This is a genomic window from Streptococcus sp. HMSC072D03 (assembly GCF_001812855.1).
Taxonomy (GTDB): domain Bacteria; phylum Bacillota; class Bacilli; order Lactobacillales; family Streptococcaceae; genus Streptococcus; species Streptococcus salivarius_D.
Window position 1 is genome coordinate 48,633 of sequence record NZ_KV810637.1, and the last position, 24,052, is coordinate 72,684.

Consider the following 24,052-nt stretch of genomic DNA (forward strand, 5'->3'; position numbering starts at 1 on the left):
TCTCTATATCATGTATTTGGAAACTTTTGCGACACATTCAGACACGACTAGTCGTGTTTTCAATATGAGCAAAGAAGAACTTCAACGTGATTCTATTACAAACTTATTTAAAAATCAAGGGATTTACAATGGTTTGATTGCTATATTCCTCTTATATGGGATTTTTACAAATAGTCAGTTACTTGTAACTGTTTTTGTACTCAATGTTTTCTTTGCTGCTATTTATGGTGCTATAACTGCCAATAAGAAAATTATTTTAACGCAAGGCGGACCCGCAATTTTGACCTTGCTTTCACTTATCATTTCCTTATTTTAAGGATTTTATTGTAAAAGAAAAAAGCTGCTTTAACTATTGAAATGGTTTGCAGCTTTTTTATGCTTTTGAAGTGATTTTATTGTGGAATAAATCGTAGAAGAAAGTCTGTCATTTCTTGAGGTGATTCTTTTTTACCTTTATTTATCCAGGCTTGACAAGCACCAAAAATAGCATGTGCAAAATAAATACTGGCATAGTCTTTCTCGAATCCTTTAAGAGCTCTTTCTTCAGCAGTGGGATCAATGAAGTCCTCAGCTATCATACGCTGAAGTTTATGTATCAGAAAATCTTGAATTTCTTTTGATCCATTGGTAGACAATAGAGCTGATAGGAGCTTTTCACGAGTGAGAAATTCAAAGATTTCGAGAAAGGCTCCCTCTTTCTTTCCTTCATATTTATCGAAGATATACTCTAGCTTGTGGAAAAGCTCTTTCTGATAACTATCAATCATTTCATACTTATCTTTGTAGTGGGTATAAAAACTCGAACGGCTAATCCCAGCTGTTTGAACCAGACGAATGGTAGTAATATCATTGAAATCTTGGTCTTCAAGACATATTACTAAAGCATCTAAAAGAGCTTTTTTTGTTTGCGCGCGTCTTTGATCTTTTGACATACAAATCTCCTTTTATACACTTTTAGACTATGTGTCCAAAAATCGATTGTTTAACATTGATTTTCAGGTAAATGAGTTTATAATTGATTATATCATAAAAATAAACACAATGTCTAAAAAGGAGAAATATGTTAGCAGAATTAAAGGCTCTTCTTAAAAGTCCAAAGCTCTGGATAACAATTATTGGTGTCTCATTGATACCTGCTTTATATAATCTAATCTTTTTGTCTTCTATGTGGAATCCTTATGGTAATGTCAAACACTTACCAGTGGCAGTAGTGAACAAAGATAAGAGTGCTAGTTTCCAGAATAAGATTCTGAATATTGGTCATGATATGGTAGACAATATGTCTAAAAACAAAAATCTAGACTATCACTTTGTGACTGAAAATGAAGCCCAAAAAGGAATTGAGGATGGTGATTACTATATGGTAATCACTTTTCCAGAAAACCTCTCAAGTAATGCAGCAAGTCTTTTGACAAATGATCCTAAGAAACTGGAAATTTCTTATCAAACAACAGCAGGACATAGCTTCGTTTCTTCAAAAATGAGCGATTCTGCCATGTCTAAGTTGAAGGATACTGTTTCTAAAAATATTACATCAACTTATGTTGGAGCTGTCTTTAGGAGTATGTCTCAACTTCAGGGTGGTATGGGAACTGCAGCGAATGGGGCTAGGCAATTATATGCAGGTGCAGGCGCACTTCAGTCAGGGAGTCAGACCTTATCAAATGGCTTAGGAACTCTTGCTGGATCTACACAAACATTGGCTACAGGTGTTGATACCTTGAGTTCAGGCGCGTCTGCCTATACTTCAGGTGTGTCAACTTTGTCAGGCGCTTTGTCACAGTTAAATGCGAACTCTGAGGCTGTTAATTCTGCTGCAGGTCAATTTGTATCAGGAGCAGAGGCCATGAATACCTTAGTTACAGGTGCAGATTCGTTGTCAACAGCGCTCAGTCAAATGGCTACAGCAACAAGTTTATCTGAAGAACAGCAAGCACAGTTGTCAACCCTATCAACTAATTTAACTGATTTAAATACAGCAATTCAAAATCTTAATACAGCGATAAGTAACACATCATTACCAAGTGGAACATCAACAACATCAGTAGATACAAGTTCAATAGCGACTTATCTTTCAAATATTTCTTCTGCAGCTAGCTCTATAGCTACAGCTAGTGCAACTGATAAAGCAAATGATTTGGCTGCGGTACAAGGAACAGCTGCTTATCAAAGCTTGACCGCAGATCAACAAGCAGAGATTACATCGGCAATTAGTAATGCAGGCTCTACAGCTAGTAGTTATGCTTCAACTATTGCATCTGATGTGTCAAGTATGTCAACTGCTTTATCTAGCTTGACAGGTACGACAACAACTAGTAGCGGAGATTCAAGTAGTTTGGCTTCTCTACAAACGTCTATTTCAGGCATTGCAAGTTCGGCGAATGCTCTTCTCCCTGTAGCTTCATCAACGGTATCATCAATGCAAGCTAATATTGCTAATGTCAATTCAGTACTTGTCAATCAATTATCACCAGGAGCAACTCAAGTGGCTTCAGGTGTATCAACCGCTCAAAATACTCTAGCAACAGGTGCAAGTGCACTTTCAACTGGTTTGTCAACTTATACTGGTGCAGTGTCAACGATTGCCAGTGGTGCTCAAACTCTAGATGCTAACAGTAGTAGTTTAATGACTGGTTTTGCTACTCTTCAGAGTGGTACAAGTGCTCTCAATACAGGAGCTCAACAATTAGCAACGGGCGGAAATACCTTAACAAGTGGATTGACAAGTCTGTCAACCAACCTTTCTACATTATCTGATTCATTAAACAAGGCTAATCAGCAATTATCTCTTGTTTCTGTAAACTCAGACAATGCCAAAATAGTTAGTGCTCCGCTTAAAGAGAAGAAAACTGATAAGGATAAGGTTGACACTAATGGTGTGGGGATGGCTCCATATATGATTTCTGTTTCTCTTATGGTTGTCGCTCTTTCAACTAATGTTATCTTTGCTAAGAGCTTGACAGGAAGAAACTTTACGAGCCGTTTTGATTGGGCTAAGAATAAGTTCTTTATCAATGGTATCATTACGACTATGGCTGCAATTGCCCTTTATATTGCCATTCGATTTGTGGGAGTTGAACCAAATCATCCATTAGCTACATTTGGTATGATTCTCCTTGCAGCATGGACTTTAATGGCGCTCGTTACAGCCCTTGTGGGTTGGGATGATAGATATGGTGCATTTGCTTCTATGATTATGCTCCTTTTGCAGCTAGGTTCTAGTGCAGGGACTTATCCAATTGAACTTAGTCCTAAGTTCTTTAAGGTCGTCCAACCATTCTTACCAATGTCCTACTCCGTATCAGGTCTTCGTCAAACTATTTCAATGACAGGACAAATCTCAAATCAAGTACGTATGTTATTCATTTTCTTACTTATTTTTGTAGTTGTAGGTATTATTATTTATAGACCAAAGTCTGAAAATGAATAAACTAAAGGCCAGCTCTAATGTGAGCTGGCTTTTTATGTTATTCAACAGTTATATCACCGAGGTCTGAGGTAATGGTTAGTGTGTTATCCTTTGAGATCTTAAGGTTATTTGTGATGTCCACCTCTCCTGAATGACTATCGGCTTGAACATTGAGCGTGTAATCTTTAAGAGCTATTTCAATATCACCGGATGTAACATCAAGTTTATTGTGACCATTGAAAATCAGGTTATCTCCAGAGTAATCTCCCATTGCAATAGATAAATCTGAGTTAGTAAAAAGTGTATGATCACTATCAACACTACCAACATCAAGATTAGCTTTTAGGTTGCTGACAATCATTTTAGTAAAAGTTAGGTCCCCTACATTTAGATTGATGTCTGCTTGTTTGATGGTGCTATTACTTAAATCTAGATTTCCAGTTGCTAAATCAACCTTTAAAAAATCAATCGTTTGTTTTTTAGGGAGTGTAATGACAATGGTTTTATTTCTGACTTCCTCGTTGAGAGTAGAAAGCCTTACTAAATCTTTTAATCCAAAAAAGTTAATATGTTTGTTAGAAGTCGAATCTAATTCAGAGTTGTTATCATTGATAGTCAATTGACCATCCTTTACAGATGTGTCAATTGGATTTTTTGTTTTTTGGTAGTAAGAAAGCGTTGCTTTGTCAACGTCACCATTTTTAATAAGCACATTGTAGCTACTACTTTTAATATCAATTTTATTGAAGTCCTTAACTTCTTTCTTGACATAATCTTGCTCACTTTTAGTTTGATTTTGTAAATCTGTCAAGCCACCTTGACTATAACCCCAAGCTACTAATCCTCCTCCTAAAAATAGAGAGAGAAGAGACACTCCGAGGACAATCTTTTTCCAAGTTTTCATGATTTTCTTCCTTTCTTGATGAGCCATTTAATCAATAGGGTAATTAGCTTTACAATAAATTTACAGATTTTAAATGAAATCAAAAGCAGTAAGAGTGCTCCTCCAAACATCAATAGACCTAGGCCTCCTCCAAACAGTGTTGAAGCTAGTGAAATATTTAAGAGAGAGAAGCTTGTAAAGAAAGTGTAAACACCACTAATGAGTAAGGCAAAAGTAAGAGCTAAGGCAGTCACTATAACTGCAAAAATAATCAAAAAAAGTGTCAATAGCATAGCTAGGAAGAATAGTAGAATTGGTAAGGCGACTGGACTGGCTAAAACAGCTAGAATCGCAATCCAGAGGATAGTTGTTTTATTACGTAAGCTACTCTTTTCCTCAATAATCTTTTCGTCTAGAAGACGACTAATGACTTCATGTGCTGCTTCCTTAGGTGTACCCAATTCTGCAATAACCTGAGCTTCATTTTCAGGTCCAGCCTCTTCAAAATATTCCATGAAATATTCGAGGGCCTCTTCATAGTCCTTTTGTGGTAATTTTCGTAGATATTTTGTTAATTTGGCTATATATTCAGTCCTTGTCATGTCTTAATCTCCCTTCTACAATACCATCGAGGGTTTCTTTATAGGTTAACCATTCTTCATTAAGAAATTGAAGATGATTTTTTCCCTCTTGGGTAATACTGTAATATTTACGTTTACGCCCTTGATATGCTTGGCTATAGGTGGTCATATAGCCTGCTTTTTCAAGCTTTTTTAGAATAGGATAAAGTGTTGACTCCTTGATATTAGCCACAAGCTTAATGGTTTGACTAATTTCATAGCCATAAGAGTCTTCTCTATCGATAATAGCTAGTATTAGGAACTCTATCAGGATTGACGATGTTGGAAAATACATAGTGTGCTCCTTTGCTTTTAGGATATGTATAAAAATTATATATAATTATTTTACACATTGAGTGTATCTCTTTTAGAAAGATATGTCAATATTTTATATATAAAAATTTTATATAATAGGGATAACTTCTTTTTTATGATAATATGAAGTCAAGGAGTTCTTATGACTATTAAAGATAAACTAGCTCATTACGAGCCGAAACCACTAGGGGAGAAAGGACGCTATGCAGTGCTCTTACCCTTGATATATGATGTAAAAACTGATAAGTATCAAATCCTTTACCAAGTACGAAGTGAGCATATTTCTCAACCAGGTGAGGTCTCTTTTCCAGGTGGGCGTGTCGAAGACGGTGAGACTTTTAAAGAAGCTGCTATACGAGAAACTTGTGAGGAACTAAACTTAATTCCTGATCAAATTGACATTTGGGGAGAGATTGATTATCTGATTCATCAGGGGAGAACCACCCATTGCTTTGTTGGAAAGATAAATATAGAAAATTGGGAGGATATTCATCCGAATGAAGAAGTGAAACGGTTGTTTACAGTTTATGTTGACACCTTGTTGACAGGGGATCCGATTTATTATAAAGTGACTTCTATCTTGAGTGATGCGAAAGATTTCCCATTTTTCCTGGTAAAAAACAGAGAAAAATACAATTTTGGGTATAGTGAACGTCATATTCCTTTTTACAGAAACTTGACAGAAAATATATGGGGAATGACAGCTATGTTTACGCATAGGTTTACAGACATTCTGAAAGATTTAGAGTAAAAATAAAAGATCAACATATTATTGTTGATCTTTTTTACTATGAATTACATTGTTTATTTGCTACCAAAGGAGTGAAATTTATTTCTGGGACAGGAGTCTAGAGTATTCCTAAAATGATTTTTAAAATTAATATCTAAGCTTTTAGCTAGGTGGTCAACTTTAGAGTAGACAAGATTTTTTTGTTTCATTTGTGTCATTCCTATACTAAAAGGGGAGTATTATGTAGATAGAGGCTGTTATGCTTTGGTGTTATTCTGCCTAAGATTGATGATTCTATTGATTTTTCTGAGGGAGTTACCTATGTTGAAGAGAAGGTAAAGCATATAACAATAAATTGTAAAGCTCCAAAAATCTGGGACAATACTGAGACTATAGACAAATAGGACTGTTGCACTAACAAAAATTAGACAGCTACATATTATTGAAAGTAGAGGATATCCTTTTGAAAATAATAGGCTTTCTATGATTAAGGCAAAAGCAGGTAGCAACAGAGTTAGAATGATAATAATAAAGATGAAGCGTTGTGTATCATCTAGCATCAAGTTACCCAATGATTTACCTAGGTAAAAACGAGAATCACTCCCCCCTGGATAAATAAATTCTCTTGTCAAGGGACTAACTAGGATTAGGGTGTCAAATAGTGAGAAAGCTGCCCATCTCCAAATAGGGAAAGCCCATTCTTCCTCAGATAATTCTCTCTGAGTTCTTTCTTCAGTTAATTCTAATTTGATTGTCATCAATATGTACCTCTTTTGGAAAGTCGTTATTTTGATTTAAGATATACCATCCATCTGGTAGTTCAGAGTTTTTAAGTACCTGTTCTAATTGAGAATGTAAGTCAATTTCTTTAGTCGTGGAACCAGAAGGAAAACTCAATTGAACAGTAAGTTGATTGTTTCGTAGAGCATCTTTAAGTGAAAAATCATAATAGCCACCTAGCGCTTTAGAATGTCCCCTCTCATAAGTATAGAGCGTCGTGTATGGTGTATGGTACAGGTTCTATCTGAACAATAATATTTTTTAAATCTTTCTCGGTACTTAAAGCTTTAGAGATATCATTGATAAATTTTTGATTTCTAGGGTTGATTTTAATAGACTTTTTAACAAAGTCGTCCCCATATTCTCTTTCATCAGGTAAAATCTTATATTCACTATTTTGGCGATTAAAATCTGAGTCGCTTTCTGTTGGGCTGGCAATGTAAGGATAGAGTAAATCTTGAATATGGAGAGGAAGTTGAGTCTTTACATGTTCTTTTTTTGTTATTAATGGTCTCTTGATAATCAATATGGAAAATCAGGTAATGTTTAACCTCATCTTCTTTATTCATACGATAAGTAATTTTATCTGCCCATCCGATACCAGTTATTTGTACCTTTCCTTGAAATCCACGAGTTTTATAAAACCCTTTAATATTTTCTTGAGCATTGTAATAGAAAAAGATAGCAATCATGGTCAATAATAAAATCAAGGGCATAGTAATTTTAAGGTATTTGGAGCTATTTTTTACCATATTAGTTATGACTCTCCTTAACTAGTAGGTTGTAATCTTTTTGACTTTTAACTTCCTCGAGGTGTCCAGTCGTTGTATCAGTACTTGTAAAATACCAATAGATATCCTCCTTATCTGGTGTTAACTCTTTTTGGAGTTTAATGGCATCATCCAAATTAAGTGAATCAGTTGTTACGATAATTAGGCTGAATCTTTTTTTGAGCGATTGGTCACTGTATTCGTTATCGTCTTGATCTTTGTAATTAGCAAAATTTCTTTCTTTGGTCCAGATAAGGGGCATGGAGTTGATAGTGAGGGGATCATCTTTATGACCTATAGAAAAATTATCCTTTGAAAGGAGATAGCGGTAAGGTTTAGCAAATCCGTAGTATTGACTGACTTTTGCTGGTTTGGTTTTAGTTGCCTTATGGGTACGTAAATTGACATAGAATACTTTTTAGTTGTCATAGGATGAAAATTTCACAAACTCATCCCTACCATCGGAGTACATGGTATTATCCATGGAACCAGGATCATCATATCCTAGTTTCTTAGCAAGGTCTAGTACATTAATAGTGTGTCCTTTTCCAGTGTCTTTACTAAGCTGATAAAAGTGAATAATATCATAATTTTTAGAGTCCTTCTTGTGTTTAGATGCTTTATACCTAGATTCTTGGAAGGCTAGATAGGTGCGACCGACGGCTAATTGACTTCTCTCAAGTGCTTTTTCATTTCCAAACCTAACACCTAAAACGTTAAAGTTTCCAATTTTGACGTTTTGAAAGGATGTTACAGTAACTTTTTTGTTAGTATAGTCGTAAAGTCTATCGTCTAAGGAATAAGCGGCTTGAAGTCTATAACCATAGCGAACGAATGTACCTGTAAGTAGGATGGTTATAAAAATAAGGAGATAAACATGCCACATACGCCATCTAAATGTTTCTATTTTTGTCATAGGAGATCCTCTTTGAGTAATAGAAAAACCATGAAAATAAGATTTTCATGGTTTTTAATTCTATTATTTTACCTCAGTAAAGATTACGTGTTTACGCAATTTTGGTGAGTATTTTTTCAATTGAAGACGGTCTGGAGTGTTACGTTTGTTTTTTGAAGTAAGGTACAAGCGTTCACCAGATTCTTTGTGTTCAAGTGTAATATTTACGCGCATGGTATCTCCCTTCTATTATTTAGCTGCGTTAGCTTTAGCGATTTTACGTCCTTTGTAGTATCCTTTAAGTGATACACGGTGTGAACGTGAGTAATCTCCAGTTGTTTCGTCAAATTGTACTGATGGAGCAGTCAATTTGTAGTGTGTACGACGTTTGTTTTTCTTCGCTTTTGAAGTGTGACGTGCAGGTACTGCCATTTCTTTATTTCCTCCGAATTAATATTTATGTTCTTGATTTTAAATCAACTATAACAGAATAACATATCTTTTTTGTAAAGTAAAGTTACTTGACAAAAAACTTCTCAAGAAAATATATAGTTAAAAACTATATAATGTGATAGTAAATACATATTTCACAGCTATAACAGCAAGTGCTAGAATAGGCTTATTATTACATTAAATGAAAGAATAAAAAGGAGTAAATAACTATGAGTAAAGTTCATTATCATTTTGATCATGTTGGTTCTTACCTTCGTCCACAAGCTTTAAAAGAAGCACGTGAAAAATTTGCCAATGGTGAGATTTCGCAAGATGAATTGTTGAAAGTACAAGATGAATTGGTTAAGGAATTGGTTCATCATGAGGTAGAAAATGGTCTTCAAGTCGTTTCTGATGGTGAATTTGGTCGTTCTTGGTGGCACCTTGACTTCCTATGGAACCTAACTGGTTTTGAAGCTTACCAACAAGAGGATTCATATAAATTCCATGGAGCTAAGACACGTACAACTAACGTTCGTATCAATGGTAAAATTGCTGAAAATCCTAATCATCCTTTCTATCGTGACTTTGAATATCTTAAATCAGTGACTCCTGAAGGAATTACTCCAAAAGTAACTATTCCAAGTCCATCACTCATCATTAACCGTGACCACCGTAGTGATCTTTATGCTGATTACTATGATTCATGGACAGATTTCCTTGATGATTTGGCTAAAGCTTACCATGATACCATCCAACATTTCTACGATTTGGGTGCACGTTATGTACAATTGGATGATACGACTTGGGGTTATTTGATTCAACAGTTTGAGAATGAAAAAAATAATCCTGAGAAAACAGCTGAGTTGGCAAAAATTGCTGAGGATGATGTATACACTATCAATAAAGCTTTGGAAGGTCTTCCAGAAGATTTGACTTTGGCTACTCACATTTGTCGTGGGAACTTTAAGTCAACTTATCTTTTTGAAGGTGGCTATGATTCAGTCGCTAAATATCTTGGTCAATTGAACTATGATATCTTCTTCTTGGAATACGATGATGCGCGTTCAGGTAGCTTCGCACCACTTCCAACGATTTGGAATAACCGTGATCATGTTGAATTGGTACTTGGTGTGATTACTTCTAAGGATCCAGCTTTGGAAGATGTAGATGCTGTCATTGCTCGTATCCATGAAGCGGCTGAACTTGTACCACTTAAGAACCTTGGTATCTCAACTCAATGTGGTTTTGCCTCAACTGAAGAAGGTAATATCTTGACTGAGCAAGACGAGTGGAATAAATTGCAATTGATTAAAACAATTACTGATAAAGTTTGGTCATAATAGAAAAAATGCAGAGGACAGGCTCAGCTTGTTCTCTCTTTTTATGAATATAGAAAGGAAGTGTCATGAATTATAAAGAAATAGGGCAGAAAATTTTAGAAGCTGTAGGAGGAAAGGGGAACGTTCAGAATCTAACCCATTGTGCGACACGTTTACGTTTTACCCTAGCAGATGATTCTAAAGCTGATGATGAGGCTGTTAAAGCTATCGATGGTGTGGTGAGTTTGGCTAAGAGTGGTGGCCAGTATCAAGTTGTTGTTGGGAGTGATGTACCAAATATATACCGCGCTTTGGAAGGGTTATTGGATCTAGATGAAGTATCTAAGGAATCATCGGAAAAACAAGATAGAACTCCTCTTCAAAGCTTTTTAGCCCTTATTTCTGGGATTTTCACCCCAATCTTACCAGTAATTACAGCAGCAGGGATGATCAAGGCCGTTTTGTCCCTTTTGGTTGTCTTTAAGGTAGTAGCTGTAGATGATGTTAACTATCAAGTTCTTAATTTTATTGGCGATGCTGGATTTTATTTCTTACCTGTATTTTTAGGTGCCTCAGCAGCTCGACAGTTTAAGACGAATGCTCAATTGGGGATGTTGATTGGTGCTATTTTATTACACCCAACTTTTACTCAGATTGTGACAACTGCCAAGGAATCAGGTCATGGCGTCTCTTTCTTTAGTATTCCTCTTACATTAACTTCTTACTCATCAACGGTTATCCCTGTTATTTTGGCAGTTTGGTTTATGAGTTACGTGGAGCGCTTTGCGATTAAAATTTCACCAAAGGCTGTGAAGTTTTTCTTGGTTCCTATGATTACGACCTTAATTACTGCAATCGTAACACTTTTGATTTTAGGTCCAATTGGTGCTGTCATTGGTAACTGGTTGGGTGACTTCTTTAAGTGGTTGGAAAACTTTGGCCCATGGGTTGTTCCGACAATTGTAGGAGCAACCTTCCCGTTAATGGTTACAACAGGAACTCACTATGGCTTAGTATCCATTGGAATCAATAACCGTATGACTATTGGTTATGATACGATTGCACAGCCAGGTGCTTTGGCTTCAAATGTGGCTCAGGGTGGAGCAGCTCTTGCTATTGCTTTAAAAACTAAGGATACCAATAAAAAAGCTCTAGCTTCATCTGCTGGGATTACTGCGATTTGTGGGATTACGGAACCGGCTCTTTATGGGGTAACTTTGCAAAATAAAGCAGCCCTTATAGGATCTATTGTTGCAGGGGGAGTAGGTGGCTTCTTCCTTGGTATTTTAGGTGCGAGAAATTTTGCGGGTGGTTCCCCGGGTATCTTGACGATTGCAGCGTATATCGGTGAAGATACACTTAAATATTTTTACACAGCTATTGCAGGTCTTGTAATTTCTGTTGTGGTATCTTTCATTGTGACCTTCATTCTTTATAAGGAAGATTAATGATTGTGGCAGGCCGAGAGGTCTGTTTCTTTCTTACGTTGAAAAATCCTCCACCATTTCCCAAAAGCTATATAAATTATGATAGAATAGAGTGATTATATCTGTAATAACGGAAAAGGAGGGCAGGTCTATCTGAGGCCTGTATCATCATTATGAAACTTCAAAAACCTAAGGGAACGCAGGATATTTTACCTGCGGATAGTGCCAAATGGCAGTACGTAGAAAATGTTGCACGTGAAACATTTAAGAAATACAATTATGGTGAAATTCGTACACCTATGTTTGAACATTACGAGGTCATTTCACGTTCAGTAGGTGATACAACTGACATCGTTACTAAGGAAATGTATGATTTTCATGATAAGGGAGACCGTCATATTACACTTCGTCCAGAAGGAACAGCACCGGTTGTACGCTCTTATGTAGAAAACAAACTCTTTGCGCCAGAGGTCCAAAAACCTGTTAAAGTTTATTATATTGGATCAATGTTCCGCTATGAACGTCCTCAAGCAGGACGCTTGCGCGAGTTCCACCAACTGGGTGTAGAGTGCTTTGGATCAAAAAATCCTGCAACAGATGTTGAAACCATTGCTATGGCCTACCAACTCTTTAATACGCTTGGCATTAAGGATGTTACTCTTCATTTGAATAGCCTTGGAAATACTGAGAGTCGTCTGGCTTATCGTCAGGCCTTGATTGACTACTTGACACCGATGCGTGAAAGTTTGTCAAAAGATAGTCAACGCCGTTTGGATGAAAATCCTTTGCGAGTACTCGATTCAAAAGAAAAAGAAGATAAGGTTGCAGTTGAAAATGCTCCCTCTATCCTTGATTATTTAGATGAAGAAAGTCAAGCGCACTTTGACGAAGTACGTACCATGCTCGATAGTCTTAACATTCCTTACGTGATTGATACTAATATGGTACGTGGTCTTGATTACTATAATCACACGATTTTTGAATTTATTACCACTGTTGATAAGTCTGAATTGACAATTTGTGCGGGTGGTCGTTACGATAGTTTGGTTGAATACTTCGGTGGTCCAGAAACAGCTGGTTTTGGTTTTGGACTTGGTTTAGAACGCTTGCTTTTGGTTCTTGATAAACAAGGTATTGAGCTTCCGGTGGAAGAAAATCTGGATGTTTACATTGCAGTACTTGGTTCAGGTGCTAATGGCAAAGCTCTTGAGTTAGTTCAAGCTATCCGCTATCAAGGATTTAAGGCTGAACGTGATTACCTTGGACGTAAGATTAAGGCGCAATTTAAGTCAGCAGATACCTTCAAGGCCAAGACGGTTATCACCTTAGGTGAGAGTGAAGTGGAGTCGGGTCAGGTCAATGTCAAAAATAACGCTACTCGTGAGGAAGTTACTGTAAGTTTCGAAGAGCTAACTAACAATTTTGCAGCAGTCCTCAAACAGTTAGAAAAGTAGGGGGCATATGGTTAGTATAGTTGATATGCTCAAACGGAGTGAAAAGTTCAGTTTGGCTTTTGATCGTAGTATGCCCATTCGTTTCCAACAACAGTTTTGGCAGTTGATTACCTTTCTTGATAAACATGACATTACTTGGTTCAATGATGAGCCTGCAAGTGATCATGCGATGTGCCAGCAATTACTTGGTCAGGTTTGGCGTCAAGATTGTCAAGATGTGGTCTTGAGTTTTGAAACACAGGAACGTTATTTGGGATGGCAGGTAGACGAGGAAACTGATGAACTTAGTGTTATCATTGAAGATGTTTACGGATTCCGTTGGGATAGTTTACTTGACTTAGAAACAGCTGATTATCGTTTTGAAGATTTTGAAGAGTTTGCTGAAGATTACGTGGATACTAGTGATTTGTTGAAACAATTTGGCAAATAGTTTTATAAAAAAGAAAGTCTATTAAAATTCTAACCTGAAATGGGTGGGGTTTTGATGGGCTTTTTGCTATAATAGTTAAGACTAAAAAATTAACGAAAGAAGTGTATTTATGGAACGTTCTATGTATGCCGGACGTGTTCGTAGTGAACACATCGGAACTACTATTACTTTGAAAGGTTGGGTATCTCGCCGTCGTAACCTCGGAGGTTTGATTTTCATCGATCTTCGTGACCGTGAAGGTTTGATGCAGTTGGTGGTTAACCCTGAAAATGCGGATGCTAATGTTGTTGAAACAGCTGAAAGCTTGCGTAGTGAATTTGTTATTGAAGTAACAGGAACTGTTGAAGCGCGTGAACAAGCTAATGATAACTTGCCTACAGGTGCTGTCGAACTTAAAGTTGAAAATCTTAAAGTCCTTAATACTGCCAAAACAACGCCATTTGAAATTAAAGATGGTGTTGAGGCTAGTGATGATACACGTATGCGTTACCGCTACTTGGATCTTCGTCGTCCAGAGATGTTGGAAAACTTTAAGCTCCGTGCAAAGGTAACTCACGCCATCCGAAATTATCTTGATGACTTGGAATTTATCGATGTTGAAACACCAATGTTGACAAAATCTACACCAGAAGGTGCTCGTGATTACTTGGTTCCAAGCCGTGTTAGCCAAGGTCACTTTTATGCTCTTCCGCAAAGTCCTCAAATCACTAAACAATTATTGATGAATGCTGGTTTTGACCGTTACTATCAAATTGTTAAGTGTTTCCGTGATGAAGATTTGCGTGGAGACCGTCAACCTGAGTTTACACAAGTTGACTTGGAAACATCATTCCTTAATGAGCAAGAAATCCAAGATATTACAGAAGGATTGATTGCTAAGGTTATGAAAGAAACTAAAGGAATTGAAGTTACACTACCATTCCCACGCATGTCTTATGATGATGCCATGAATAACTATGGTTCTGACAAGCCAGATACACGCTTTGACATGCTTTTACAAGACTTGACAGAGGTTGTCAAGGGTGTAGACTTCAAAGTGTTTGCTGAGGCGCCAGCTGTTAAGGCAATTGTTGTCAAAGGAAATGCAGATAAATACTCACGTAAAAGTATTGATAAGTTGACAGAGTTTGCCAAACAATTTGGTGCTAAAGGTCTTGCTTGGGTTAAGATGACTGATGGAGCTCTAGCAGGTCCAGTTGCTAAATTCTTGACAAGTATTGAGGATAAGTTGACAAATGCTTTACACCTCGAAGAGAATGATCTAGTTCTTTTTGTAGCAGATACACTTGAAATCGCTAATAACACACTTGGTGCTTTGCGTAATCAAATTGCTAAAGAACTTGACATGATTGACAACACTAAGTTCAACTTCCTTTGGGTTGTCGATTGGCCAATGTTTGAGTGGTCTGAAGAAGAAGGACGCTATATGTCTGCTCACCACCCATTTACTTTGCCAACAGAAGATTCTGCAGCAGAGCTTGAAGGAGATCTTTCCAAGGTACGTGCTGTAGCTTATGATATTGTCTTGAATGGTTATGAGCTTGGTGGAGGTAGTCTACGTATTAATCATAAAGACCTACAGGAACGTATGTTGAAAGCCCTTGGTTTCTCTGAAGAATCAGCCTATGAGCAATTTGGATTCCTTCTTGAAGCTATGGACTATGGTTTCCCACCACATGGTGGTTTGGCTATCGGTCTTGACCGTTTTGTTATGCTTCTTGCAGGTAAAGATAATATCCGTGAAGTGATTGCCTTCCCTAAAAATAATAAGGCATCAGATCCTATGACTCAGGCTCCAAGTCTTGTGGCTGATAAACAGTTGGAAGAACTTGCCCTTCATGTAGATTTAGAAAATGAATAAAGCACCTCTTCATAAACATGTTAAATTTGTAGCGAAAAAGTCTGCGAAGAAAATGGGCGTTTTGCAGGCTGCACGTAGTATTTCCCGTGAAAAATATACTGAAAAAGTCTCAGCTTCTTTACTTTATGGGCTCTTATCGTCAATCGCCGTTAATTTCTTTTTTCAACCTGGACATGTTTACTCCAGTGGAGCAACAGGTTTGGCACAGGTTTTATCGGCATTGAGTGTTAGAACTTTAGGTTTTGAGATACCAGTATCATTGACTTTCTATGCAATTAATATCCCTCTCTTGATTCTGGCTTGGTATAAGATTGGCCATAAATTTACTATCTTTACCTTCATTACAGTAACGATGAGCTCCCTTTTTATTCAGGTGATGCCACATGTAATCTTGACAGAGGATCCTTTGATCAATGCTATCTTTGGTGGTTTGGTCATGGGAACGGGGATTGGTTTCGGTTTAAAATCACGTATCTCTAGTGGAGGGACGGATATCGTTAGCCTCACTATTCGTAAGAAAACAGGCCGTGATGTTGGTAATATCTCCTTGATTGTCAATGGGATTATCATGGCTTTTGCGGGCATTCTTTTTGGTTGGAAATATGCTCTTTATTCAATGGTGACTATTTTTGTTTCTAGTCGAGTAACAGATGCGATTTTCACAAAACAAAAGAAAATGCAGGCTATGATTGTCACAAGTAATCCCGACCCAGTTGTAAGGATGATTCAGAAGAAACTCCATCGTGGAGTAACGATGATTAATGATGCGGAAGGGACTTATAATCACGAAAAGAAAGCAGTATTACTGGCGATTATTACGCGTGAAGAGTATACTGACTTCAAGCATTATATGAGAAAGGCAGATCCTAAAGCCTTTGTCTCCATCGCAGAAAATGTACATATTCTAGGTCGTTTTGTTGATTTAGATGACTAACAAAAAAGGAAGTTGACGAACGTTAGCTTCTTTTTTGTTGGAGAGAATTCTTGACGAAATGCTTGCTTGACTTTACAATATCAGTATGATTAGATTTTTAATTCCAACCGCAAAAGAAATGAAGGCCAGTAAGGAAGTTTCGTCTCAAAAATTATCCGAAAAGAGTGCGGCTATCCTAACTGAAATGTCAAAATTGTCCACAGATGAATTATCCACAGCTTATAAAATAAAGCCTGAGCAGGCTGAGAAAGAAAAGCAGCGCTGGGCTGCGATTTTGTCGGGAGAAGCGAAGAGCTATCCGGCTGTCGAGCTTTTTAATGGTCTGATGTATCGTCACATCAAACGTAGTGACTTATCCACATGTGAAAAAGATTTCTTAGGTCAACAAGTGTTTATCACATCTTCTTTTTATGGAATCATTCCCGCTTTTTACCCTATTCAAGAACATCGTCATGACTTCCATACGAAGATAAAGGTTAATGGTCAGTCCTTAAAAAACTATTGGCGTGCCGAATATGACCAATTTTTAGAGGAGAGTCAAGTTCCAGTTGTTTCTTTGCTTTCGAGTGAATTCGAGGATGTTTTTAGTCCAACTCTTCGTAAGCAGTTATTCACGGTTAGTTTTATGGAAGACCGCAATGGGGTTCTTAAGACTCACTCTACGATTTCCAAAAAGGCAAGAGGGGCTTTTTTGACAGCTGTTATGGAGGAGAATTGTCAAACGATTAATGATTTACGAAAATTGTCTTTTGATGAGTTTAATTATCGTGAGGATTTATCCTCTAATAATGAGCTAGTTTTTGTTAAAATTGCATAAAAAAGTCTGAGTTATAAGCTCAGACTTTTTTTATAGCATATCTTTACGATCGACTTGTTCATAGTTGGTTTGACCGTCATTTAGCTTGTCCCAAATAACGACTTCTCCTTGATTAAGAGATTTTTTGACATCAATAATACGTTGATTAGATGATCCTCGAAACTGGAGCATAAGGTTCTTTTTAGTGATGTCAAAGCGGCCGTCAACGAGAATGTCAACGAGTTGAAGAAGTTCTAGTTTATCAGGAGTTTCAAGCATCAACTCCTCCCAAGTATAACCAGTCCAAGACCAGATATCTTTTTCCGGGAGTTCCTCACGAATGCGTTTGACTAGGGGAATGAGAATTCCTGTGTTTAGGAAGGGTTCACCACCAAGTAGCGTGAGACCTTGTACGTAAGGTTGAGCTAAATCCCTCATGATTTGTTCTTCAAGTTCTTTAGTATAGGGAATTCCTGCCTTAAAGGACCAGGTGGCAGCGTTATAGCATCCCTCGCAATGAAACATGCAACCAGAGACGTAAAGGGAGTTACGCACGCCTTCACCATCAACGAAATTAAAAGCTTTGTAGTCAATAATACGTCCTTGGCTAAGTTCTTCAGACTTCCATTCCTGTGGTTTTGGTGTATTCCATGTCATGATTCTACTCCAAATCTATCCAATAGCGCTCAGTTTCATGGCGAATGTCCTCCAACTGGCCACCGTTGGCTAATATAACAGCTCGACTAACAGGATTCTTGATACTACAAGTGACCAGAGCACGATGAATATTCTTCTCTTTAGCTACTTGTAAGCCTTGACGGAGTGATTCTTTCGCATAACCCTTTCCTCTTTCGGATGGACGGATAGAGTAGCCAATATGGCCCCCTTTTTCTAGTAAGTAGTCATTTAATCGGAGACGAAGGTTGAGAAAACCAAGAGCATGATTCGCTTCGTCAAAACTAACCAGCTGGATAGCAGGAACCCAGTTTTCAGGAATATTGAGTCCCGCTTCCGATTGAATATTTTCTTCTAGCCACTCTTCATAAACAAAATTGTCGGGGTTCCAAAATCCACCATCATGAGCAGATTGCTCCCTTTCAAATTCAGCCATCATCTCTAAGATAGCTTCTTTATCTGTTTGACTCGGTCGGCGTAAGATCATATTATTTCTTCTTTCCAGCTTTTTTCAAAAGGGCTTGGACACGTGCTTTTTTATCGTTTTTGACGGTTGCATTTTTTTCGTGGTAACGTTCCACTTGTTGCATACCTTTATAATCTAATTGATATTTTCCCATTATATTCCTTTCTAAAAATGAAATAAGCAAAGCAGTTGGAAGATATCATCCAGCTGCTTCTAGTTTATTATAATGTATTCTAGGTCTCATTAAAGGTGTTTACCTTCATATTTTATGGTTGAACCGTTCATGTGTTTGACTCGAGCAGAGATTTCTTTGTGGCGTCCTTTAACCATTGGGCGTGCCTGTGGATTTCCTAGATAGCCGCAAGTACGTTTAACAACATCAACTGTTTTAGGATCTGTGTTGCCACAGTTAGGGCACATGAATCCACGTTCTGTTGGGGTGAAGTCCCCTTCAAAGTCACACTTGTAGCATTTATCGATTGGAGTATTCGTTCCGAGGTAACCGACACGGTCATAAGCAAAGTCCCAGACAGCTTCGAGTGCCTTTGGATTTTGCTGGAGGACTGGATATTCGCAGTAATGGATGAATCCACCAGTTGCACCAGCTTCTGGGTAAGCTTTTTCGAATTCTAATTTTTCAAATGGTGTTGGATTTTTACGAACATCGTAGTGGAAAGAGTTGGTGTAATACTCTTTATCTGTGATATCAGTCACGACACCGAACTTTTCAGTATCCAAACGACAGAAACGATCCGTCAAACTCTCTGATGGTGTTGAATAAACAGAGAAATGATAATCATATTCGTCAGACCAACTTTCACAAGCATTTTTCATAGCTTTAACGATATCTAACGTGAACGCTTTGGCTTCTGGATTAGTCTCCCAGTCACTACCATAAAAAACGGATGCTACTTCATAAAGCCCAATATAACCAAGTGATACAGTTGCACGACGATGTTTGAATAGTTGATCTACATTGTCGAATTTACCTAGACGTTGACCAAAGGCACCATACTGATAAAGGATGGGGGCATTAGCAGGTGTCGCTTCTTTGACACGTTCAACTCGGTAGACGAGTGCATCTTTGGCAATTCCCATTCTTTCTTCAAAAATTTCCCAAAATTTATCTTGGTCTCCCTTAGATTCTAGGGCAATTCGAGGAAGATTAAGGGTTACAACACCCAGATTCATTCGTCCAGAATTAACTTCGACACCATTTTCATCCTTCCACCCTTGTAGGAAGGAACGACATCCCATAGGAGCTTTAAAGGAACCCGTCAATTCAACGATTTTGTCATATGATAGGACATCTGGATACATACGCTTTGTTGCACATTCAAGAGCTAGTTGCTTAATATCGTAGTTAGGTGAGCTAGGCTCTAAGTTAAGTCCACGTTTTAAGGTAAAAATGAGTTTAGGGAAAATGGCAGTACGGTGTTCGGAGCCAAGTCCTAAAATACGAACTTGTAGGATAGCCTTTTGGATTTCACGCTCAAACCAGTTTGTCCCTAAACCGAAACCGAGAGAGGTAAAGGGAGTTTGTCCATTCGAAGTGAAAAGCGTATTAATCTCGTATTCAAGAGATTGCATAGCATCGTAGATATCTTTACGCGTTTTGGCGCGTGCATAGTCTTCACGTTTTTCTTCAGCTACCCACTCTTTAGCATCAGCTAAGTGTTTTTTGTAGTTAAGTTCTGCGTAAGGAGCTAAAAACTCATCGATACGGTCTGCAGTACAGCCACCGTATTGACTAGAGGCAACATTTGCGATGATTTGTGAAATTTGTGCTGTTGCAGTTTGAATGGATTTAGGACTTTCAACTTCAGCATTACCAATCTTAAAACCATTTGCCAACATGCCTTTGAAGTCAATCAAGCAACAGTTAGTCATAGGTGTGTAAGGACTGTAGTCTAAATCGTGGAAGTGGATATCCCCCTTTTGATGAGCATTCGCCACATGTGAAGGAAGCATTTTAAGTCCAATAGATTTTCCGACAATTCCTGCGGTTAAATCACGTTGTGTATTGTAAAGGTCACTGTCCTTATTAGCATTTTCGTGAACAACAGCCTGGTCTTTATTGACAAGTTTATTAATGGTGAAATTAATGTCAGTGGCTTGAGAGCGCTCAAAATCACGCTTGGTACGATAGTTAATATATTCTTGAGCGATAGCATACTCGTTTGCTTCTAGCAACTCGTGCTCTACTATGCTTTGGATTTCATATATTTTGATATTTTGAGTGAAGCGGTCATTAATTTCAGCAACAATACGGTTGGCAATTCCCTCCAACTTTGCTTCAATTAATGGTGTGATAGGTGTAATAGCCTCACTTGCTTTGAGGATAGCCTCATATATTTTACTTGAATCAAAGACAACCATACGACCATCACGTTTGATGACTTTGATATCAGGGTTGATTGTAACCTTTTCTTTTTCTAATGTAATCATCTAAAAATCACCTCGTTACTAATTATAGCACTAGGCAAAAAAAAATCAATATATTGTGGTATATTTTTATCTCAACCACTATATATTGATTTTTCGACCTATTTTAAGACGTAAACAGTGTATCGTTCAACGCCTTTTACAGGGGCTTTTTTATAGTTTTTTGAAAGTGTAGATTTAACATCAGAAGGTAGTTGTGTATCTTGTTGAACAACTATATATTGTGCTGAATCTTGGATAATAGTATCTGAGAGAGCTTTCTGATGACTAGATTTAGCTGTGTTAAGTTCTGGAAGAACAAATTGTGAGGCTGCTTTACGACCGCTTTCCAAATAAATTTTTGCTGATGAATCGTAAACGTAGATAGTTTCATCTTTTTTGGTATTTTTAGCGAGGTAATTTGCAACAGTACTACGTTCAGTATTATTTCCTAAATTAAATAGGAACATAATGATTGGCATTGCGAAAGCAAATGCAAAGACTGCAATAGGTAAGAAGTAATTACGACTAAGGAAGATACCAAAAACTTTAAGTGTGTGAATCTGGTTACCATTACGACGTCGGTGAGAAGTTCGCTCTTCTCTCTTTTTAATAGCATCATCTAAAGAAAGCGCTATCAAGACTAGACCATAAGGTACGATGTTGAGAATACTGTAAAGTCCAAAACTTTGAGAGAACAAGCTGTAAACTACTGTAAAGATAAAACTAAGGAGTAGTACCCACTTGATACTCTTATCTTTAGCATCGCCAAGAAGGTGGTTGCTTGTAGTCAGTGCACCAATAAGTAATCCAGAGCCGATGACAGCAAAACTTTGGTAAGCTAACGTAAGTAGAAAGTCATTTTTTTCTACAGCAAGTTGTGTAAAGTTGTAAACCAAAACTTGGTTAATATAGTCCGATGTAATTTGTAAATTTAGGATAAAGTAAAGACATAGATACAATACTAGAATGTTACCAAAAATAATACAAAGAACTTGATAAAAACCACGAGCAAAGTGCTTGTTGACAAGGTTGTAAACGAAGATTGTCACAAGTGACAATATCCAGAAAATAAGAGTTCGAGCTTCAAAAAGAGCTCCCGCAGTGCCAGCGAAGCCGTAAAGAATAAAGGCTTCATCACGACTGTGACCCGCAAAGTAACGAGTTAAGAAGAAGATGGCACCTAGGACAAAAGGCATAGCAAATTGGATAGGGTAGAGCCCACCAAAACCAAGTGTTCCATTAGTGACATAGAAAATAATACTAATTAGAGTGGCAATTTCCTTCTTGTTTGTCATGTGCATGACAGTCTTGTAAAGGTAACTTCCAGAAAGATAGTAGGTAAGGAATTGAATAGGAATCAGCCAAAGAGTTGATCCTAAACGGAAAGCCAGAGAAACTAGTAAGTAATAAAAGAAGCCACCTGTCGCAAAAAAGTCAGAGTAGGGTAAGCTACCATTGGCAAACATTTTTGCAATGTAAAGGTTTTGATACTGTATATTATTGGCAAAGTCTGTAAAGCAGGGAACTGATATACTAAAAATACTCAAAATCAAACTGAGAATCAGGATATGGCCTTTATGCTTCCATGGAAGTGAAATCTTAGTTTTTTTCTCTATTTGAGACGCATTTGATTCTTCTGTATGTCCCTGAATTGTCACTTCAATCTTTTCGGATTGATTCTCTTGTGTATGAGAGCGATGGTGGCTTCGATGATAACCTTGGTAGCCACTTGAATCTAAAGTATTGTCTTCGTTGTATGGACTCACAATTAAACTCCTTTGTTGACATTTGGAAAGTTATAAATAAAAGGGTCTTATCCCCTAATTGTCTTATTTAAAGTATATCAGATAATACCATTTAGTCAATTTTCCTCTAATTTCTTACATTTAAGAAAAAAATATCTAAAAAAGAGACTGAGATACAATATCCCAATCTCTTTTTAACAAGTCATTTCTTTGCCTATGGCATTGAATATTTTTAGTTTTCGTCGATGAAGCTATTGAAAACTTCTTCAATCATATCCCATTCAGCATCTGAATCTTCAGGAATTGGTTGAAGGTCGCCTTCAGTACCGTCTTCATTTTCAGTGAATGAGTATGCTTGGATTTCAATTTCCCCGTTAGCATCTTCTTCAGCACCAGCTGGTACCAAAAGAACATAGTTTTTACCAAATTCTTCGCGTCCATCAATAGTCAACAAGATTTCAAAAAGTGTTTCATTTCCTTGTTCGTCTACTAAAGTGATGACTTCATGATCATGGTTGTGGTCGTGATTGTGTGACATATTGTTCTCCTTTTTGTAGAGAGCACTGAATAGTGAGGAAATCTAGTATATTTGCTTGGCAGTTTACTAGATTGTCATTTGACTATTAGGTCTCTATTACACTTTCTTAAAACATTCGATCGAGGTAGTTTTGTAGAATAAGTTGGGCAGCTAATTTATCAATAACTTTTTTACGTTTACCACGGCTGACATCTGCTTGTTCAACCAACATACGCTCGGCTTGAACAGTTGTCAAGCGTTCGTCTTGGTAATCTACAGGAATTCCAAAGATTTCCTTGATTTTGTCACCATAGGCTTTGCTTGCCTCAACACGTGGTCCTTCAGTGTTATTCATATTTTTAGGAAGACCAACAACAAATTTTTCTACCTTATATTCTTTAACGAGCTCGCCTAGTCGGTCGAAACCAAACTCTTCAGCCTCCTCGTCAATTTTGATAATTTCAACGCCTTGGGCTGTAAAACCGAGGGGATCACTAATCGCAACTCCTACTGTTTTTGAGCCAACATCAAGTCCCATTACTCGCATTAGAGGTCAATTCCATTTCCTTTAAGATAATAGCGAACGAGTTCTTCAACGATTTCATCACGTTCGTATTTACGAATCTGGTTACGGGCGTCATTATAACGCGGAACATAAGCAGGGTCACCGCTCAGAACATAACCGACGATTTGGTTGATAGGATTGTAACCTTTCTCAGCCAACGAACGGTAAACATTTGTCAAAGTATTACTGATTTCATCTTTGCTACCGTCGTCTAGGTTGAAACGAACAGTTTCATCTGTAAATCCCATACTGACACCTTCTTTCTATAAGAATTATCTGTTAGTTCTTTATTATAACATAAGTATAGCCAAAAGGGAAAGACGATGAACAAAAAAAGAGACGACTGAAGTCATCTCTCTTAATATCCAATAAGATTAAACGCGTTCAACTTTACCAGATTTAAGCGCACGAGCTGAAGCCCAAACTTTTTTAGGTTTACCATCAACAAGGATAGTAACTTTTTGAAGGTTAGGTTTAACGGCACGTTTAGTTTTGTTCATAGCGTGTGAACGGTTGTTTCCAGAAACAGTTTTACGTCCTGTAAAGTAACATACTTTAGCCATTTCGTGTTTTCCTCCTAGGTAGAATTTATTACGGAT

General features: G+C 37.4%; 29 protein-coding genes. 10 read left to right on the plus strand and 19 right to left on the minus strand.

Annotated features, from left to right (window positions below):
* Nucleotides 1–316: DUF1304 domain-containing protein (locus tag HMPREF2877_RS03320; protein ID WP_070578664.1), on the plus strand; the 316-nt coding region annotated here is incomplete at its 5' end.
* A 76-nt stretch (nucleotides 317–392) separates the two neighbouring features.
* Here the strand turns inward: HMPREF2877_RS03320 and HMPREF2877_RS03325 are convergent.
* Nucleotides 393–932: a TetR/AcrR family transcriptional regulator gene (locus tag HMPREF2877_RS03325; RefSeq protein WP_002885702.1), complete on the minus strand. Its 540-nt coding sequence runs from the start codon at nucleotides 930–932 to the stop codon at nucleotides 393–395.
* Between the two features lie 128 nt (nucleotides 933–1,060).
* Here HMPREF2877_RS03325 and HMPREF2877_RS03330 point away from each other — a divergent pair, with 128 nt between their 5' ends.
* The gene (locus tag HMPREF2877_RS03330; RefSeq protein WP_045001319.1) at nucleotides 1,061–3,430 is read left to right on the plus strand and encodes a YhgE/Pip domain-containing protein; all 2,370 of its coding nucleotides are present in this window, start codon (nucleotides 1,061–1,063) and stop codon (nucleotides 3,428–3,430) included.
* 37 nt (nucleotides 3,431–3,467) lie between these two features.
* Here HMPREF2877_RS03330 and HMPREF2877_RS03335 read toward each other — a convergent pair whose 3' ends face one another.
* The 3 genes from HMPREF2877_RS03335 to HMPREF2877_RS03345 are packed head-to-tail and all read right to left on the minus strand — an operon-like array spanning nucleotide 3,468 to nucleotide 5,207.
* A complete protein-coding gene (locus tag HMPREF2877_RS03335) occupies nucleotides 3,468–4,313 on the minus strand; it encodes a DUF4097 family beta strand repeat-containing protein (protein ID WP_083306933.1) in 846 nt (281 codons plus the stop codon).
* Complete coding sequence (locus HMPREF2877_RS03340; protein WP_070578670.1) at nucleotides 4,310–4,894, minus strand: DUF1700 domain-containing protein; 585 nt, start codon at nucleotides 4,892–4,894, stop codon at nucleotides 4,310–4,312. Before HMPREF2877_RS03340 ends, HMPREF2877_RS03335 begins: the two co-directional genes overlap by 4 nt.
* A complete protein-coding gene (locus HMPREF2877_RS03345) occupies nucleotides 4,881–5,207 on the minus strand; it encodes a PadR family transcriptional regulator (protein WP_014632494.1) in 327 nt (108 codons plus the stop codon). Before HMPREF2877_RS03345 ends, HMPREF2877_RS03340 begins: the two co-directional genes overlap by 14 nt.
* Before the next feature lie 162 nt (nucleotides 5,208–5,369).
* Here HMPREF2877_RS03345 and HMPREF2877_RS03350 point away from each other — a divergent pair, with 162 nt between their 5' ends.
* Complete coding sequence (locus HMPREF2877_RS03350) at nucleotides 5,370–5,978, plus strand: NUDIX hydrolase (RefSeq protein WP_013991324.1); 609 nt, start codon at nucleotides 5,370–5,372, stop codon at nucleotides 5,976–5,978.
* Between the two features lie 236 nt (nucleotides 5,979–6,214).
* Here HMPREF2877_RS03350 and HMPREF2877_RS03355 read toward each other — a convergent pair whose 3' ends face one another.
* From HMPREF2877_RS03355 to rpmF, 6 genes are all read right to left on the minus strand, one after another.
* Nucleotides 6,215–6,715 (minus strand): hypothetical protein, encoded by a 501-nt coding sequence (locus HMPREF2877_RS03355; protein WP_045769320.1) that lies wholly within the window; start codon nucleotides 6,713–6,715, stop codon nucleotides 6,215–6,217.
* A 426-nt stretch (nucleotides 6,716–7,141) separates the two neighbouring features.
* Complete coding sequence (locus HMPREF2877_RS11190) at nucleotides 7,142–7,489, minus strand: hypothetical protein (protein ID WP_013991322.1); 348 nt, start codon at nucleotides 7,487–7,489, stop codon at nucleotides 7,142–7,144.
* Between the two features lies 1 nt (nucleotide 7,490).
* Nucleotides 7,491–7,769: a hypothetical protein gene (locus HMPREF2877_RS11195; RefSeq protein WP_256262920.1), complete on the minus strand. Its 279-nt coding sequence runs from the start codon at nucleotides 7,767–7,769 to the stop codon at nucleotides 7,491–7,493.
* A 156-nt stretch (nucleotides 7,770–7,925) separates the two neighbouring features.
* Nucleotides 7,926–8,423 (minus strand): hypothetical protein, encoded by a 498-nt coding sequence (locus HMPREF2877_RS11200; protein WP_256262921.1) that lies wholly within the window; start codon nucleotides 8,421–8,423, stop codon nucleotides 7,926–7,928.
* Nucleotides 8,424–8,486: 63 nt separating this feature from the next.
* Nucleotides 8,487–8,636 (minus strand): 50S ribosomal protein L33, encoded by a 150-nt coding sequence (gene rpmG / locus HMPREF2877_RS03370; RefSeq protein ID WP_002262412.1) that lies wholly within the window; start codon nucleotides 8,634–8,636, stop codon nucleotides 8,487–8,489.
* A 15-nt stretch (nucleotides 8,637–8,651) separates the two neighbouring features.
* Nucleotides 8,652–8,834, minus strand: a complete 183-nt coding sequence (gene rpmF / locus HMPREF2877_RS03375) for a 50S ribosomal protein L32 (RefSeq protein WP_002885630.1) — start codon at nucleotides 8,832–8,834, stop codon at nucleotides 8,652–8,654.
* 230 nt (nucleotides 8,835–9,064) lie between these two features.
* Here rpmF and HMPREF2877_RS03380 point away from each other — a divergent pair, with 230 nt between their 5' ends.
* From HMPREF2877_RS03380 to yaaA, 7 genes are all read left to right on the plus strand, one after another.
* Nucleotides 9,065–10,177: a vitamin B12 independent methionine synthase gene (locus tag HMPREF2877_RS03380; RefSeq protein WP_049529086.1), complete on the plus strand. Its 1,113-nt coding sequence runs from the start codon at nucleotides 9,065–9,067 to the stop codon at nucleotides 10,175–10,177.
* Between the two features lie 65 nt (nucleotides 10,178–10,242).
* Entirely contained in the window at nucleotides 10,243–11,604 is a 1,362-nt protein-coding gene (locus HMPREF2877_RS03385; protein ID WP_002887094.1) for a PTS transporter subunit EIIC, read from the plus strand.
* A gap of 152 nt (nucleotides 11,605–11,756) precedes the next feature.
* Nucleotides 11,757–13,037, plus strand: coding sequence for a histidine--tRNA ligase (gene hisS, locus HMPREF2877_RS03390; protein WP_070578673.1), 1,281 nt, complete (start codon nucleotides 11,757–11,759; stop codon nucleotides 13,035–13,037).
* 7 nt (nucleotides 13,038–13,044) lie between these two features.
* A complete protein-coding gene (locus tag HMPREF2877_RS03395; RefSeq protein ID WP_045001328.1) occupies nucleotides 13,045–13,467 on the plus strand; it encodes a hypothetical protein in 423 nt (140 codons plus the stop codon).
* A gap of 109 nt (nucleotides 13,468–13,576) precedes the next feature.
* Nucleotides 13,577–15,328 carry an aspartate--tRNA ligase gene (gene aspS / locus HMPREF2877_RS03400; RefSeq protein ID WP_045001329.1) on the plus strand — a complete coding sequence of 584 codons (1,752 nt, stop codon included), beginning with the start codon at nucleotides 13,577–13,579 and terminating at the stop codon, nucleotides 15,326–15,328.
* Nucleotides 15,321–16,262 (plus strand): YitT family protein, encoded by a 942-nt coding sequence (locus HMPREF2877_RS03405; protein WP_070578676.1) that lies wholly within the window; start codon nucleotides 15,321–15,323, stop codon nucleotides 16,260–16,262. The genes aspS and HMPREF2877_RS03405 overlap by 8 nt, the downstream gene beginning before the upstream one ends.
* Nucleotides 16,263–16,347: 85 nt before the next feature.
* Nucleotides 16,348–17,079 carry a peroxide stress protein YaaA gene (yaaA, locus tag HMPREF2877_RS03410; protein WP_045001330.1) on the plus strand — a complete coding sequence of 244 codons (732 nt, stop codon included), beginning with the start codon at nucleotides 16,348–16,350 and terminating at the stop codon, nucleotides 17,077–17,079.
* Nucleotides 17,080–17,109: 30 nt separating this feature from the next.
* On the opposite strand, the gene nrdG is transcribed toward yaaA, so the two are convergent.
* The 9 genes from nrdG to rpmB form a co-directional block, all read right to left on the minus strand.
* A complete protein-coding gene (gene nrdG / locus HMPREF2877_RS03415; RefSeq protein ID WP_002885801.1) occupies nucleotides 17,110–17,715 on the minus strand; it encodes an anaerobic ribonucleoside-triphosphate reductase activating protein in 606 nt (201 codons plus the stop codon).
* Between the two features lie 4 nt (nucleotides 17,716–17,719).
* Nucleotides 17,720–18,220 (minus strand): GNAT family N-acetyltransferase, encoded by a 501-nt coding sequence (locus HMPREF2877_RS03420; RefSeq protein ID WP_014632512.1) that lies wholly within the window; start codon nucleotides 18,218–18,220, stop codon nucleotides 17,720–17,722.
* A gap of 1 nt (nucleotide 18,221) precedes the next feature.
* Nucleotides 18,222–18,353, minus strand: a complete 132-nt coding sequence (locus HMPREF2877_RS11205) for a hypothetical protein (RefSeq protein ID WP_002885877.1) — start codon at nucleotides 18,351–18,353, stop codon at nucleotides 18,222–18,224.
* Nucleotides 18,354–18,442: 89 nt separating this feature from the next.
* A complete protein-coding gene (gene nrdD / locus HMPREF2877_RS03425; protein ID WP_013991297.1) occupies nucleotides 18,443–20,647 on the minus strand; it encodes an anaerobic ribonucleoside-triphosphate reductase in 2,205 nt (734 codons plus the stop codon).
* A 98-nt stretch (nucleotides 20,648–20,745) separates the two neighbouring features.
* Complete coding sequence (locus tag HMPREF2877_RS03430; RefSeq protein WP_070578679.1) at nucleotides 20,746–22,392, minus strand: hypothetical protein; 1,647 nt, start codon at nucleotides 22,390–22,392, stop codon at nucleotides 20,746–20,748.
* A 211-nt stretch (nucleotides 22,393–22,603) separates the two neighbouring features.
* Nucleotides 22,604–22,909 carry a DUF1292 domain-containing protein gene (locus tag HMPREF2877_RS03435; RefSeq protein WP_002887079.1) on the minus strand — a complete coding sequence of 102 codons (306 nt, stop codon included), beginning with the start codon at nucleotides 22,907–22,909 and terminating at the stop codon, nucleotides 22,604–22,606.
* Nucleotides 22,910–23,015: 106 nt separating this feature from the next.
* Nucleotides 23,016–23,435 (minus strand): Holliday junction resolvase RuvX, encoded by a 420-nt coding sequence (gene ruvX, locus HMPREF2877_RS03440; RefSeq protein ID WP_002887078.1) that lies wholly within the window; start codon nucleotides 23,433–23,435, stop codon nucleotides 23,016–23,018.
* Entirely contained in the window at nucleotides 23,435–23,701 is a 267-nt protein-coding gene (locus tag HMPREF2877_RS03445; protein WP_002885737.1) for an IreB family regulatory phosphoprotein, read from the minus strand. Before HMPREF2877_RS03445 ends, ruvX begins: the two co-directional genes overlap by 1 nt.
* 126 nt (nucleotides 23,702–23,827) lie before the next feature.
* Complete coding sequence (gene rpmB, locus HMPREF2877_RS03450; protein WP_002885786.1) at nucleotides 23,828–24,016, minus strand: 50S ribosomal protein L28; 189 nt, start codon at nucleotides 24,014–24,016, stop codon at nucleotides 23,828–23,830.
* Between the last annotated feature and the right edge of the window lie 36 nt (nucleotides 24,017–24,052).